Consider the following 14,803-nt stretch of genomic DNA (forward strand, 5'->3'; position numbering starts at 1 on the left):
CTGTAGATGCGCGAAATTGGTGTGATGAGGGGTAAGAAACCTACGCATTCAAAAAAGAGTTGTCAGCATGGGAGGTCACAAAGCTCTGCCATGTTAATTTTTTGTGGTCTTGTGTGATGTCGATCAAGGTCCGATTTGGGAATCTCGTTTAACTTCTGTAAGTCAGAACACAAAATCCGCCGCAAACGACGCCCATCCAACCGGACCTCCGCAGGGAGGCCTCATCCGCCAAGAGGTCCCACTATGTTTCATGCGTTTCTTTCCCGGATGATGCAGGCGCTGTTTTTGGTATTTTCGCTCCTGCTGTTGGCCTCGCTCCTGGTGTTCAGCCCCGTTTTGGGTTACGACTACTTTGTGCGCGGTTTGTTCAGTTACATCATGTTGGTGGAGTACGCCGTCATGACGCGTCTGCTGCACCGCTGGTTGGGCGGGATGGCTTCCTGGCGCGGCATCGATTGGGTGCGGGTTTTGGCCGTATCGCTGGCGTTCCTGGTCATGTCGGTCCTGGTCGGCGCCTTTTCGGTCTTGGTGTTGGACTTTCGCTTGGATTTGGTGGAAGTGTGCCTGGCTTTCTGTATCTTCTCTCTCGCGTTCAATGCCGTCGTCTCCCTGGTGCTGATGATGCGGACTCCGGCCCGAACGGCGGCGAAGCGGTCGCCGGGCCGGGCTCGGACGCATCGCGCACCGATTACCGCCCATTCGCGGCACGGGGACGTCGAGACCCGTACGGGTCGCGCGGCGGACCAGGGTGCGAACTTCGCCGCGGACCGACCGGCCGATCCCGGCAACCGGCGTTCCGGCGTGCGCGAGGTGCACCTGCGGCGCGAGGACGGCGTGCATCCCGACAGCCGAGATGCGCGTGACACCTCGATCTCGCTGGAGCCGGTGCTGCATCGGGAGGAGCGACAGCCGGAGCGCTTCAAGATCGTGTACGAGAATCCGTTTCGCAAAGAGATCGAGCGCCGTATTTGCCGCAACGATCCCCTGTTCCAGGAAAGCTTTCCCTGAACACCGGGCATGAAGCCTTGTAGCGGCCGACTCCAAAAGCACGATCTCTCTTGAAACAAAGTGGTGTTTTCGACCGCAGATGGGCCTCGCTGTCGCCGGAACAAAATCAAAAAACCAGGAAAGTCAAAAACCAGGAAACGAACCTCTTAGTTTGCAGCCCTCAGATGCTTCTTTCCTGGCTTTCGAAATTCATGGGTTCCTGGTTCATTTTTTCGACAATTGGCCCATGACCCTTCGCTGGAACCGGTTAGGTGTCTTTTTCTCGAAATCAACGTGGGTTGCCCGCTGGTCCGGAGTTCCCTAGAAACAAAGTCGCTCGGAGTTCCCGAATTCCGAGAGATTCGTCGTGCTAGGTAGGGACATCAGCGGCGGTAAGCCCGCCGGATGATATGGCAGGACGGGGCAGGCCGGCGCACCCGCCGGGCCTTACCAGCCCTGCACGACGCCTCTCTCCCAAATGCGGGAACGCCCTGGCGATTCGCTTCGATTGGTTTCTGACCTGAGACTCGGTGGTCGGAATGCCGAACCACCGGCAATCCGTGGTCCGGCATCCCGTGGTCCGGCATCCCGTGGTCCGGCATCCCGGCCCTCGGCCTGGGCGGCGACTCCGAGGTCCGCTGGAGAGGTGTTTCCGCAGAATCTCGCGGCATCCCGCTCAACCCTTTTCACGGCGTTTTGGTGCGCGGGGCTGGTCTTCGGCGGCTTCGTGCAACAGCCAGTCGCGGAAGGCGGCGATCTTCGGGTGGCTCGACCGCTCTTCGGCGCAAACCACGTAGTAGGCGGTCTGTGACGGAAAGGCGATGTCGAAGGGCTGCACGAGCCGGCCCGCTTCCAGGTCGGTCCGTACCAGGGCTGAGCGACCCAAGGCCACGCCCAGTCCGTCGCGAGCCGCCTGGATCATGACGTTGAAATCGTTGAACAGCGGGCCGCGATCCAGGGAGACCGACGCCGCGCCGGCCATTTTCAGCCAGCCCGACCAGTTGTCCCGCGTCACCGCGTGGAGCAGGATATGGTGGGCCAGATCGTTGGGTTCGCGCAGCGGGTGGTCGCCCTCCATGATGTGCGGCGCGCATACGGGCACCCAATCGAAGGTCATCAGCAGTTCGGCGTGCAGGCCCGGCCAGGTGCCCTTGCCGAGCCGAATGCCCATGTCCATGTCTTCGCGATGCAGGTCCACGGTGCGGAAGCTGGCGTCGAGCAGGACCTCCGTATCGGGATGGGTTCGGTAGAAGCCTTCCAGGCGCGGCACCAACCAGTGCACCGCGAACGAAGGAATCATGGTGACCTTGAGCGGTCCCTCGCGACCCCTGCGTTTGAGTTGGGCCGATCCTTCCTCGAGTCGTTTGAGGGCCTCGTGGGCGACCCGATAGTAGAACCGGCCCTCCTCGGTCAACTCCAGCCCACGCGCCATTCGGTTGAACAGGCGCACCTCGAAATGGTCTTCCAGAAGTTTGATCTGGCGACTCACCGCGCCGGGTGTCACGAACAGTTCTTTGGATGCCGCCGTGAAATTGAGATGACGGGCCGCCACCTCAAAAACACGGACGGCCAACAGAGGAGGAAGATCGGTGGGAATAGCGAGACCTCCCGAGCCATTGCGTTTTTCTCATTCTAACGAATGGCAGGTCTCGTGGGAATACACCGGCTCTTCGCCGAGCATGGTTTCGCCGTGAGGAAGCGTCAGGGTCACGTTGCCGATCCACTTGGTGCGGCGGCGACTCAACCGCGTCTCGCGGTCTTCGTGGCTGAAATCGGCATAGGCGATCTGAGCGCGAATCGGGCAGAAATCGTTCAGGGTGTTGACGTTGACCAGGGCGTACATGATGTCGTCCAACAGGCAGGTGACGAAGGGCGCCATCCCGCAACGGCCGCAGACGTAGAAATTGGCCGTGCCGGTGGCGAAGCGGTACAGGTGAATCGCTTCGCAATCGAAGACCTCGGCCACCAGGATGCCCTGAGGATCGGAGGTGTAGCGACCGCCGATCTTGGTGCAGTAGGAACAGCGGCAGGCGCGAATGGTCAAGTCCTCGGTAGTGACGGGTGAATAGTACCGATAGCGAATGTTGCCGCAATGGCAGCGGCCATCCAGCTTGTGAAGTTGATCCATCATCTGCGACCTCCTGACGCCGTTGGGTTTGGGTGAATGTGACGCTCGATCGTGGAACCGGGCACACCTCAACCGAGACGGGGCCACGAGGGCCTGCCCGCCTTGGATAAGGACAGCCGTTGGGTGATTCCGGACCGCCATGGCCATGGATGTCGGCCGCCCTCGCGGAGGTGCCGTGCCGCAGGGGGTGGGGCTGACTCGGAAGAGGACGACGAGTTCGCCGTGCGACGCGTTGGAGGGGCTTCCACTGAAGTCATCCTAAGTGTTGGTGGGAATCCGTACAATCGATTTGTATTCAGCTAGCTTTGAGTTTTTCTCAAGCGTGGATGTGTTGGAAGGGCCGCGATGGGTCACGACATGTTTGCGGTTGCCGGGAATTGTTTTTGGTTAGATAGTTTTGGCGCTTTGGAAAATGTGGTTTATAATTTGAACCAATCGCATCGCCAATCCATAACTTGTACAGCTTCGGTAGGGAGGTCTCGGATGATCATCTCCGCAAAACGTCGCTTATCGGGGTGTCCTTGCGTTCATCGATGGCGCTGGGTGCCCTCGTGCGGCCGTACGGCCCTCGTGTTTGGCCTGCTCATCGGCACCGCGGTTTGGGCGCAACGGCCCGCCATTCAGGAACGGGCCGCCGAACAGATCGCCTTCCTGCTCGAAGAAAAGAAGAATCGAACACCGGTTCAACACAAGATCGGCTCGGGTTTGCTCTTGCGCGTCAAGCAGGCGCGTGGTGACCTTCCGCGCAGTGTCCTGCCGCGCTTTCGCACGGGACTCGAGGCGCTGGACGAGGCCGCCGTGCTGGTGGATATCGAGGCAGAGGACGTGGCCACGGTCGCGGGCCGTATCGAAGCCTTGGGAGGCCACGTGTGGAACGCCCACCCGAGGTTCCATGCGCTGCGGGCCAGCCTGGCCCTCGATCGGATCGAAGAACTGGCATCCCTGCCCGAGCTGCGGCTTATCCGGCAGGCCGATCGCATGATCACCCGCGGGGTCACGCGTACCGAGGGCGACGTGGCTCACGGCACCGACACGGCGCGGACCCAGTTCGGGGTCGACGGATCCGGGGTCCAGGTGGGCGCCATGTCCGACAGTGTCGATGCGTTGGAGGACCTGTTGGGCACCGATCTGCCGGCCGAAGTGACGGTGCTGGAGGGCCAGAGCGGCAATCCGGGCACCAGCGAAGGTACGGCCCTGTTGGAGATCATTCACGACATGGCCCCGGGTGCCGATCTGTTTTTCGCGACGGGGGCCGGTGGCCAGGCGCAAATGGCGCAGAACATACTGGATCTGGCGGCGGCCGGTTGCGACGTGATCGTCGATGACGTGGGTTATTTCGGCGAACCGGTCTTCCAGGACGGCGTGATCGCCCAGGCCGTGGATTCCGTTTTCCTCCAGGGCGTGGTCTACTTCTCGGCCGCGGGCAATGCGGGTAACCTGAACGATGGCGAGTCCGGCGTTTGGGAAGGCGATTACGTGGCGACCACGCTTCCCACGCCCTTGAATGGCGCCGGGGTTTCGGCTCACGACTTCGGCGGCGGCACCAATTTCAACACCGTCCGCATGGATTCGCCCTTCTTCTACACCCTGCAATGGGCCGATCCCCAGGGCCAGTCCGCCAACGATTACGACCTGTTCCTGTTGGACGCGGCGATGGAAAACGTGCTGGCCGGTTCGACCGGTACCCAGAACGGCACCCAGAACCCCTTCGAAATCATCGATACCACCCAGACCGACGACACCAACGCCCACCTGGTGGTGGTTCAGGTGTCCGGTGAAAGCCGCTTCCTGCATCTCAACACCCATCGCGGTCGCTTGACGACGGGTACCGACGGGCAGATCTTCGGGCACCCCGCCGCGGTCGGGGCTTTGGCCGTGGCGGCCGTTCAGGTCCAGACCGCCGGGGGCGGTCAGTTCACGGGTGGTGCGGCCAATCCCGTGGAACCCTTCAGTTCCGACGGGCCGCGGCGAATCTTCTTCAATCCCGACGGTTCGCCGATCGGGGATCCGGCCCGGGGCGACTTGGAAGGCATACTTCGTCAGAAACCCGACGTGGCTGCAGCCGATGGGGTCATGACCAGTACTCCGGGATTCAATCCCTTTTTCGGAACTTCCGCCTCGGCACCTCACGGTGCCGGCATCGCGGCCCTGTTCGCCGAACTGTTCCCGTCGATCCCAGTGGGGGAGCAGATAGACATCTTCCGTTCCAGTGCCCTGGACATCGAGGAACCTGGATTCGATCGTGATTCGGGGGGAGGCATCATGATGGGTGACCTATCCTTGGGCACCCCCATTTTCGTCGACGGCTTCGAATCGGGTGATACCTCGGCCTGGACCAAATGAGGTGGTGCCGTGCGGCACCTCACATCGGTAGGCTCATCCATATCCATCACAACCTCACATCACATTTCGAGTTGCCTTTTGGCAGGGAGTTCACATGTGGAAAGCATCGAGATCGCGACATGGACTGAAGGCCGTTCCGCGGGGATCCGGGTTCTCCGCGTGGTGCCACAAGGTGCCGCTCATGCTCCTGGTGGCCCTGGGATGGGGCATCTCCTTCGCAGGTGAGCCCCTGGTTCTCGAGGACGCGCGTTTCAAGGGGAACTTCGGTTGTCGGTTCACGGTGGGGGACAGCGTCAACCGGTTCGTGGGCGACAATTCTCGTCAGGACCTGAGCAGCCTGAGCGTGCGTTTCTACGTGCAACTGGCCGATTTGAACCTGGGGAACGGCAGCACGATCGTCATTTTTTCCGGTGTGGACACCGCGGGAGAAGCCCAATTCATGGCCCAGGTGCGCGGCTCGGCCGAGGGCTTGGAGTTGGTTCTGCGAGCCCGCCTGGACGACGACAACTTTGCCGAAAGTACCGGTGCACCGCTGATCGACACCGGATGGCAGGCGCTCAACCTCGAATGGACCGCCGCCGACGGGACCGGCTCGTTTCGCGCCATGCTCAACGGCACCGAGGTTCAAGCGTTGGCGGATCTGACCAACAGCGCGACCCTCATCGACATCTATCGCATGGGCAAGATGTCGGAAGCGGGGGCCGGCAACGGCGGGTTCGTCGAGATGGACGATTTCTCATCGCGAACGGTGTCGACCATCGGGCTCTTGTGCCTGACCCCAACCGAGTTGAACGGGTTCTACGCGGATTGGCCCGATCGCAATATCTTGCGTCACATCAACCTACTCGGCTTTCAATGTCCGGAGGAAGAGTAACCCTCATTGTACGGCTGAAATTTTTACCACTGAGTCGCCGTCCAGGCCTGGGGCCGGGTTTCAGGTGGGTAACTAATCGAAGCGAATTGCTTGGAGTTCCCGCAATTGTGAGAGGGGCGTCGTGGCAGTAGGTGCCGGGCCGTACCCGCCCAGGGCGCCGGGCCGACATTTTTCGACGAACTCCCCGCACATTCGCCTTTTTAGGTTTTTATCTTTATCTTCGAGCTTTACAGAGTTTGTTACATAAGAGCCGCGAACCAGCGGGCAAATCCGCTCGATTTCGAGAAAGAAACACTAGATATGGTTTCTGGCGAAGGGCCATGGGTCATTCATCAGAAAAATTTAGCAGGAAATCACGAACATCGGAAAGCAGGAAAGGACCGGAATTGGTACACATCATGGTCCTGTTTTTCCTGGTTTCGTTCATTCCTGCCTTCCTGATCAAGAGTTGACGACGGCAAGACCCAGCTCAGGTTGAATACGCCACTTCGTTTCAAGAGAGTGCACGGCGTTTGCGAAGTACGGCTTTGGTGTTTGTCCACAAACCGCAGGTGTACCCACGAATGAGAGCATCGATTTCCGTACTGCGAGGGGACTTCGGCGCTGTATGCCAATGTGATTGAAGCTGCATCCCACTGTAGGCCCGAAAATAATCGTTCTGCAATGTAATATATTGTTGGTATTTTTTTATTCGTATTTTCATAGTGAGGTTCGCATCATTCGGATGATTGGTGTGATTCCAGTTCCTCTCCGTTACCTCCGCGTACTCAGTGGTAAAAAAAATCCTCCACCAAAACCAAGCCGGACCGAGCACCCCACTCCACCGACGCTAGGGAAAGTTTGTGACTGAATGACGGCTTGATGGTGTCTTTATGGCAAGTACAAGGTTGATCCTGGTTACACCTTGACCGGTGATGAACCAAAACGCGATCGGTTCACGCGTCTACCTCGGCAAAAATCCTGGCGTTTGCTGTACGACACTCGCGGTAGCTGAGAAGGCGAGGGGCCCCGTTTGTCCTGGATCGCGGGTCCCTATGACCGGCGTTCGAAGGCTGTTGGGCGACCGAGTCGGAGCGGGTCGGTCGTCGGCGGTTTTCTTGAAAAAAAGGTAAGTAGTTGTGTGTAAGGAGATAGGGGTGATATCATCTTGCCAATATCGAAGCACCTTTATGTTTACGACCACGGAGATTTTCAGCGGCTTCGAAGCTTTTTGATCCTTTGACTTTCCAAAGGCCTTTTTCTATACTAGCTGAAACTAAAAAGAAAAACTGACAACCCCCACAACGGTTTTTACCGGATCGCTGTATCCAGCGGAGGCACAATGGTCGATGGGATTGCCTTGGCGGATCGGACCCGTTCCCATGCGCGATGGGTCTTGCTTTGTTGTGTTCTGATCCTGCCTTTGACGATGGCGCAGGACAAGGACGAGAAACCTAAAACTGCCGATGAGGAACACGCCGCTCTCTTCTTGGAGAATCGTTTTCCTTCGGCCAACACGTGCGCGGGATGCCACCCGACCCACTATCGCGAGTGGTCGGTCTCGCCGCACGCCTACGCCCAGATCAGCCCCGTGTTCAACGCCTTTCACGGTGCGGTGGTGGCGTTGACCAACGGCACCAACGGCGACTTTTGCATTCGCTGCCATACCCCCGTCGGCATGAACCTCGGCGAACCGGTCTTCATGAGCAACATGGATCGCCATCCCACTTCGCGCGAGGGAGTTACCTGCATCGTCTGCCATCGCGTCAACAAGTCCTACGGCAAGCTCAGCGGTCGTCTGGCCATCGTCGAGGGTGATCTGTTCGACACGGTCTACGGACCCACCGGCAACAGCAACCTGGCCGAGGTCATCGACAGCGGCGAATTCGGGGTCAATCCGGATCGGAACCGCGCCGGTCGCAGCATTCACGGTCGCGCCGACAAGTTCTTTCAGCTCACCACTTCCGGGCTGTGCGGTACCTGTCACGACGTGAACCTGGTCAACGGTTTCCGCCTGGAGGAGGCCTTCAGCGAATTCAAGCACTCGCCGGCCGCCAAGAAGGGCATCAGTTGCCAGGACTGCCATATGGGCATCGAACCGGGCATACCCTCCGGTTACGCGCAGGGCCCGGCCGCGATCGTCGGGGAGAAACCCACCCAAACCCGCAAGATCACGAACCACATGTTCATCGGGCCGGACCATTCCGTGGTCCATCCGGGCATCTTCCCCCACAACCCCAAAGCCGCCGAACTGGCCACGATTCGCGAGTGGTTGTTGTTCGACTACGAATCCGGCTGGGGTACCGACGAGTTCGAACGGAAGCAGGCCTCCGGGTACGAGTTCCCCGAAAAGTGGGCCTCGGCCGATGATCGCTACGATGCGCGCGACATCATCACCGCCAACCAAAAACTGCTCGATGAAGCCCATGCCGATCGCAAAAAGATCCTGCAGGCGGCCTACCAATTGGGCGAAATCAAGATCGAACGCGCCAGTGCCAAGCGCGGCATCGTGTTCAAGGTCCAGGTACGCAACGCCACCGAGGGACACGGCGCACCCACCGGTTTCGATGCCGAGCGTCTCGTCTTTCTCCAGGTGACGGTGACCGATCGCGAGGGGTCCGTCGTCTTCACTTCGGGTGATTTGGATCCCAACGGCGACGTGCGCGACAGCCACTCGCTCTATGTCCACAACGGCGAACTGCCGCTGGATCGCTACCTCTTCAGTCTCCAATCGCGCTTCATCACCCGCATGCTGCGCGGTGGTGACCGCGAGCAGGTGTTGGCGATCAACTACTCGCCCAGCCCGCTCGTGTTCCTGCGGCCCTCCACCACCTCGACCATCCTCACGGGTCGTCCGGGCGGCGCCCGCAAACACAAGCAGGGCATCGAACCACTGGGTCATCGCTGGGCCAAGTACAAGGTTCGCGGTCGCGATTTGACCGGAAAAGGGCCCTACAAGGCAAACATCAAATTCATCGCGGCCATGATTCCCGTCAACTTGCTAAACGAGATCAAGGTCGTGGGGTTCGATTACTTCATGAGCGCCCGCGATGTGGCGGAAGAGGTCGTCAAAGGGCATCTCGTTCTTTGGGAAAGAGATGTGACGATCGATGTGGACGATGTAGCGGCTCAGGTCGATTGACCGAGTCAGAGAGGAGATGCGCGTGAAACCGACCCGTTCGCTCCCGGCTTGCGTTCTGATCTTGGCATGCCTCATCACCTGGCCCCTGTTCGCCGGCGGTTCCGGCGGCGATCATCAGGATGACGGGCACAGCAGCAGCCGGCTCACGGACGAGCACATTCCGCTCCGTCCGGAGCTGGTTCCCGATCGACCACCACCCCTGATCGAATGGGGCGAGCCCTTTTTGGGGACCGGCACCCTGGCGCCCGGCTTCGAGTTGGGTACCGGCGCGGTCTGGCAGCCGTCGCTCTACGTCTTCGGCACCTTGCGTGCGGCGGTGCAGAGCAACGGCTACAACGCGGCCCTGGGCGATGCCCGGGTGACCGAGGCTGCGGCCCGCCTGGACCTGTTCGCCAATCTGCAGTTATCCGGAAGCGAGCGCCTGGTGCTGGGTTTCCGCAACTTGGATCAGGACGGCAGTTTCACCCGGCACGTCTTCGATTCGGAGGTCCCGACCATCGAAGACGGTTCGGAGAGCGAACTCAACGCCGACATCCGCAGCCTGTTCTTCGAAGGAGACTTCGGCGAAATCTTCCCGAACCTGTCGCCGCGCGATTTCAAACCGCTCGACATCGGGTTCTCCATTGGCCGCCAACCGCTTTTCTTTCAGGAAGGCATCCTCGTCAATGATTCGATCGACGGGGTCGGCCTTACCTGGAACAGCCTGCAACCGCGCAAAACGGCCAACTACCGGACCACCTTCTTCTACGGTTGGGACAATGTGGACCGCAACAACCTCACCCAGCATACCGGCGACCTGATCGCGCTGTTCACGGCCATCGACTACAAGCCTTCGACCGTGGAAGTCGATGTGGCCTACAGCCTCGCCGAGGACGGTTTCGACGACATGATGGCCTTCGGGATCAGCGCGATCCAGCGGCTGGGTCTCGTGAACAGCTCCTTCCGGGTCCTGGGCTCGCGGATCGATGACGACAACGACGACAACGACGGGTACCTGTTGTTCAGCGAGCTGTCCTGGACACCGCACCATACCCACGACCTCGCCTACGTGACTACCTTCTGGGCCATCGACACCTACACGCCGATCGCTTCTGGGTCCGGCAACGGAGGTGCGCTGGCCAGGGCCGGGATCAGCTACGCCGGTGTCAGCTTGGCCAACTACGGTGCCCCCCTGAGTCCCACCGCCAGCAACGTGGCCGGTGCCGCGTTGGGATACCAGAAGTTCATGGCCCACAACCGCCAGCAGCTTCTGGTGGAAGTGGCTTCCCGGTTCGGGACCAGGGATTCGGTCACCAACGAGTTCAGCTTGACGACCCGATACCAGGCCGCCTTCGGCAGGCGGTTCGTGGTGGTTTTGGACGGCTTTGCCAACCTGATCGAGGCCTTCGATCGCGAGGCCCATTTCGGGGCACGGTTGGAACTTCAGGTTCGGTTCTAAATGGGGGGTCACTCGCGAGCCGGAATCGCCCTGATCCTGTCCATTCTATGCCTGGGATCTACCTGGGCTCAGGAAAAAGCGCCTGTCGAATATGCCTGGGAAGATCCCACCAAGATCAAGACCGCCGAGATCTGTCAGAGCTGCCACGCTTCCGAATACGACGTTTGGTTCAAGACCACCCATGCGCGGGGCTTCAAGACGCTGCACCGCAAAAAGGCTGCCGAGACCATCGCCGAGAAGATGGGCTTTCATCTGATCAAACGCGAAAGCCTCTGCCTGACCTGCCATTACACGCCGATCATCAAAAACGACACCTTGCGGGCCGTCTCGGGCGTGTCCTGCGAGTCGTGCCACGGGGCCGCGGCCGACTGGATCGACATCCACAACAACTACGGCGGCAAAGGGTTCACCTGGGAAAACGAAACGCCCGAACACAAGCGACAGCGCATCGAGCAAAGTCGCGAGCTGGGCATGCGTCGGCCCTCCGACATGTACGCCGTGGCGGCGCGCTGCTTCCAGTGTCACACGGTGCCCGACGAGCGGCTGGTCAATGTGGGCGGGCACGGTACCGGCAGTTCGGATTTCGAATACGTCACCTGGTCCCAGGGCGAGATGCGCCACAACTTCTACCAGTCGTTCCTGACGGGGGACGGCACGGTCAATGCCGAGCGCAGTGCCACGCGCAAGCGCGTGATGTACGTGCTCGGCCGTGCCTTGGACGTGGAGTACAGCTTGCGCGGGTTGGCGGTCGCCAAGGAGAAGAAGCGTTATTTCAAGGCGATGAGCCGCCGGTTGCGCACAGCCGGCTCGGAAGTGCGCGCCATTCAGGCCACGGTGGAGATTCCCGAGGTGGTGGAGATCCTGGCCCTGGTCAAGCAGGCCAAGAAGGTGCCGGGCAACGAAACGGACCTGTTGGCCCAGGCCGACCGAATCGGCGAGTGGATCAAATTGTTCCTGGACCGTTCGGACGGCAGCGAGTTGGCGGCCCTGGACCCGCTGGTGCGGGGTGAATCGCCGCCGCCACCGGAACAGCCGGTTGCGGAGCCCACCCCTGCAACGGCCTCGTCCGCTGCCTCTGCGACCGGTGCCGGATCGGACCCGTCCACCACGCCGCCCACCTCGGAGGGAGCGACCGCCGCAGCCACGCCGCCCGCCAAGACCGGGGCGGGCGCGACCAAACCTCCCTCGTCGGCCAAAGCCGCCGCCAAGCGCCCCGCCGTTCAAGCCGTTGTCGGCGCGTTCAAGACACACATCCGGCCCAAGGCCACCTTCGAGAGCATCGGGCCGGGCAAGTGCGGCAGTTGCCACCGGCACGAGACCCAGAGTACCTGGTGGTTCGAGGACGCCCACTACGCCTCGGCCGATCCCTTTCTGGAGCAGAACCCCGAAAACGTGGCCTTGGCCAGGCGGTACGGGCTTTCCGCCGACGACATGGCCAAGGGTACTGCCGTTTGCATGGACTGCCACGGCACCGTCGTCACCGGCAAGGAGCACCGCGAAGTCAGCGACGGGGTCGGCTGCGAGGGGTGTCACGGCCCGGCCGCATCCTACCTCAAGCCGCACCAGAAAGGTGAGCGCGAGCTGGGCGTACAGCGGCCCGGCTATGTCGATGCGCTCAAACTGGGCATGCTCGAACTGCGCGATGCCTCGGTGCGCGCCAAGACCTGTGCCGACTGCCACTACATCACCGACGAGCGCCTGCTCTCCGCCGGTCACAAGTCCGGTGCCGATTTCGATTACATCGAGGGAATGAAGCAGATCAGCCATTGGGAGCGGGAGGTGACGCTTTCCGTTCAGGCCATGACCAAGGCGTTTGCCGCCGAGCTGAGCGCACGGGGTCCGGTCCCGAAAGTCCGCCTCGCCACGGAGGTGGTGGACCGCCAACCGGAGGCGACCGCTCCCGCCTCGGCCCAGGCCACGCCTGCCGCGTCCGCGAAGCCGACCACGCGATCGAGACCGCGAACCACCTCGACCAGCCAATCGAAGCCCAAAGCGGTTCGTCCCCAGGTGCCGGCCCCCCGCCCGGTCGATCCCATCTCCGTACCCGACCCGGAAGCGGTCAACCCGGTCTCGCTGCCGCCGTTTCCCGAAATCGATGAATCGATGCCCATCGAGGACGTCCTGCTCCTGCTCAAGCAGCGTCTGGAACTCCTCAACCAAATCGTCCGCGAAAAATCGGAGAAACGACCATGAGCAAGAACGGCACGAAGACCCCCCCGGAATCGACGCCGGCGGGAAAACCGAGCAAGAACACCGGTCCCGACAAGACCATTCGCAAACGTGCCGCGCAGTACAGCGACCGCTGGTCTTCCTACAGCCTGAACAACAACATCACCTATATTTCCGAGCGGCTCTCGGCCGAAGACCTGCGCGACTACGAGATTTTTCGCGAATATTCGGACAATTTCCTCGAGAAGATCAGCCCCGATATCGCTTCCGTCGTCTGGAAGAAGGACGCGCTGCTTTTCGAAGAGGGAACCTACATCGATCTTGCGTTTTACGTGGTCGAAGGTGAAGTGGAGGTGTCGCTCGAAAAGGGCGAGAAGGGCACCACCACCAGCGAAAAGGTCACCGCGCCCGGCAGCGCACCGCCGCGCGGTCGAGCCGACGAGAGCCGACAGACCGTGTTCCTGGACATGGTCGAGCTTTCCAAGGAGTTGGCCAAGCGTTCCGAGAGTAAAAACATCACCATGCTGTCGGCGATGGATTTCAACCTACCTCGTGACTCCAAAACCCGCCTGGGTCCGGGCGAGCTGTTCGGCGAAATCGGGGCGCTCAGCGGATGGCCCCAATCGGTGACCGCACGGACTCTGGGCGATTGCCGGCTGATCCAGATCCGCTTGCCGGCGCTGCGATTGATGAAAAGCAAGTCGCCGGAACTCAAGCAGCACTTGGATCGGCTCTACCGGGAACGCTCGCTCTATTCGCAGCTCAAGCACACCGCGCTGTTTCGTGGGTTCGGTCGAGAGCATTTGGAAGTCCTCACCGACCAGGTGGAACTGGTGTCGTTGGAACCGGACCAGGTCTTCGTCCACCAGGGGCAACCGGCCGATTCGTTTTTCATGGTGCGGTCCGGTTTCATCAAGCTGTTGCAGCGCCTCGGCGAGTCGGATCAGGTGGTGTCCTATCTTTCCAAGGGCCAGACCCTGGGAGAGATCGAGCTGCTGATCGACGGTATCGATACCTGGGAAACCTCGGCCGTGTCGGTCGAATACGCCGAATTGATCAAGATTCCGAAGCGGGTGATTCTGGAAGTGCTCGCCCAGCAACCGAAGCTGGAGGAGCGCCTGTGGCGCTCCGCGGCCGAGCGGGTTCGCAACAACGGCATGAGCCGCCGCAACCTGTCTCATTCCGAATTTACCCAGGTGGCTTTGGAACGCGGGTTGGTGGAGGGTTCCAGCATTCTGGTGATCGACCTGACCACCTGTACCCGCTGTGACGACTGCGTGCGGGCCTGTGCCGCCACCCATCAGGGGCGACCGCGCTTCGTGCGGGAGGGCGACAAGATCGGCAATCTGCTGATTCCCAAGTCCTGTTACCACTGTCGCGATCCGGTTTGCCTGGTGGGCTGCCCCACCGGCGCCATTCACCGGGTGGGCGCGACCGAGGTCGTCAAGATCGATCCGGAAATCTGCATCGGCTGTTCGACTTGCGCCAACAACTGTCCCTACGACGCGATCGTGATGCACGACATGGACGAAAAGTGGCCCGAAGACATGATTCCCAGCGGGTTGCGGGGCACGCCGCGGTTGCAGGCCAGCAAATGCGATCTCTGTTACGGCACCGGGCACGATCCGGCCTGCGTGACCAATTGTCCTCAGGGCTGCGCCAGTCGCCTCAACGATCTGGGAGATTTCGAACACCTGTTCAAGGGGAAATGAATAGTGGGAATACCGTCGCGAAAAGATTCGG

The 14,803-nt window shown here is 60.8% G+C and carries 9 protein-coding genes; 7 read left to right on the forward strand and 2 right to left on the reverse strand.

Annotation, left to right across the window (positions count from 1 at the left end; all coding sequences use genetic code 11):
- Positions 1 to 243: 243 nt before the first annotated feature.
- Entirely contained in the window at positions 244 to 1,008 is a 765-nt protein-coding gene (locus J3U87_RS02950; protein WP_237381534.1) for a hypothetical protein, read from the forward strand.
- 655 nt (positions 1,009 to 1,663) lie between these two features.
- Here the strand turns inward: J3U87_RS02950 and gcvA are convergent.
- Together gcvA and J3U87_RS02960 are read right to left on the reverse strand one after the other, a co-directional pair.
- Positions 1,664 to 2,584: a transcriptional regulator GcvA gene (gene gcvA / locus J3U87_RS02955; RefSeq protein ID WP_337249570.1), complete on the reverse strand. Its 921-nt coding sequence runs from the start codon at positions 2,582 to 2,584 to the stop codon at positions 1,664 to 1,666.
- Positions 2,585 to 2,614: 30 nt separating this feature from the next.
- Positions 2,615 to 3,118, reverse strand: coding sequence for a GFA family protein (locus J3U87_RS02960; protein ID WP_237381536.1), 504 nt, complete (start codon positions 3,116 to 3,118; stop codon positions 2,615 to 2,617).
- Between the two features lie 567 nt (positions 3,119 to 3,685).
- On the opposite strand from J3U87_RS02960, the gene J3U87_RS02965 reads away from it, so the two are divergent.
- From J3U87_RS02965 to J3U87_RS02990, 6 genes are all read left to right on the forward strand, one after another.
- Positions 3,686 to 5,458 carry a S8 family peptidase gene (locus tag J3U87_RS02965; RefSeq protein ID WP_237381537.1) on the forward strand — a complete coding sequence of 591 codons (1,773 nt, stop codon included), beginning with the start codon at positions 3,686 to 3,688 and terminating at the stop codon, positions 5,456 to 5,458.
- A gap of 94 nt (positions 5,459 to 5,552) precedes the next feature.
- On the forward strand, positions 5,553 to 6,332 hold the full coding sequence (locus tag J3U87_RS02970; RefSeq protein WP_237381538.1) for a hypothetical protein: 780 nt from the start codon (positions 5,553 to 5,555) through the stop codon (positions 6,330 to 6,332).
- A 1,375-nt stretch (positions 6,333 to 7,707) separates the two neighbouring features.
- Positions 7,708 to 9,453: a multiheme c-type cytochrome gene (locus J3U87_RS02975; RefSeq protein ID WP_237381539.1), complete on the forward strand. Its 1,746-nt coding sequence runs from the start codon at positions 7,708 to 7,710 to the stop codon at positions 9,451 to 9,453.
- Between the two features lie 22 nt (positions 9,454 to 9,475).
- The gene (locus J3U87_RS02980) at positions 9,476 to 10,891 is read left to right on the forward strand and encodes a hypothetical protein (protein WP_237381540.1); all 1,416 of its coding nucleotides are present in this window, start codon (positions 9,476 to 9,478) and stop codon (positions 10,889 to 10,891) included.
- Positions 10,892 to 13,084 carry a multiheme c-type cytochrome gene (locus J3U87_RS02985; RefSeq protein WP_237381541.1) on the forward strand — a complete coding sequence of 731 codons (2,193 nt, stop codon included), beginning with the start codon at positions 10,892 to 10,894 and terminating at the stop codon, positions 13,082 to 13,084.
- Positions 13,081 to 14,772: a cyclic nucleotide-binding domain-containing protein gene (locus J3U87_RS02990; protein ID WP_237381542.1), complete on the forward strand. Its 1,692-nt coding sequence runs from the start codon at positions 13,081 to 13,083 to the stop codon at positions 14,770 to 14,772. The genes J3U87_RS02985 and J3U87_RS02990 overlap by 4 nt, the downstream gene beginning before the upstream one ends.
- The last annotated feature ends 31 nt before the right edge of the window (positions 14,773 to 14,803 follow it).

The organism is Sulfidibacter corallicola (assembly GCF_017498545.1).
GTDB lineage: Bacteria > Acidobacteriota > Holophagae > Acanthopleuribacterales > Acanthopleuribacteraceae > Sulfidibacter > Sulfidibacter corallicola.

Bases quoted from the DNA above. Each gene is read 5' to 3' on its own strand.
- J3U87_RS02970 (WP_237381538.1), top strand. From the start codon at position 5,553: ATGTGGAAAGCATCGAGATCGCGACATGGACTGAAGGCCGTTCCGCGG.
- J3U87_RS02960 (WP_237381536.1), bottom strand. From the start codon at position 3,118: ATGATGGATCAACTTCACAAGCTGGATGGCCGCTGCCATTGCGGCAAC.
- J3U87_RS02950 (WP_237381534.1), top strand. From the start codon at position 244: ATGTTTCATGCGTTTCTTTCCCGGATGATGCAGGCGCTGTTTTTGGTA.
- J3U87_RS02985 (WP_237381541.1), top strand. From the start codon at position 10,892: ATGGGGGGTCACTCGCGAGCCGGAATCGCCCTGATCCTGTCCATTCTA.
- J3U87_RS02990 (WP_237381542.1), top strand. From the start codon at position 13,081: ATGAGCAAGAACGGCACGAAGACCCCCCCGGAATCGACGCCGGCGGGA.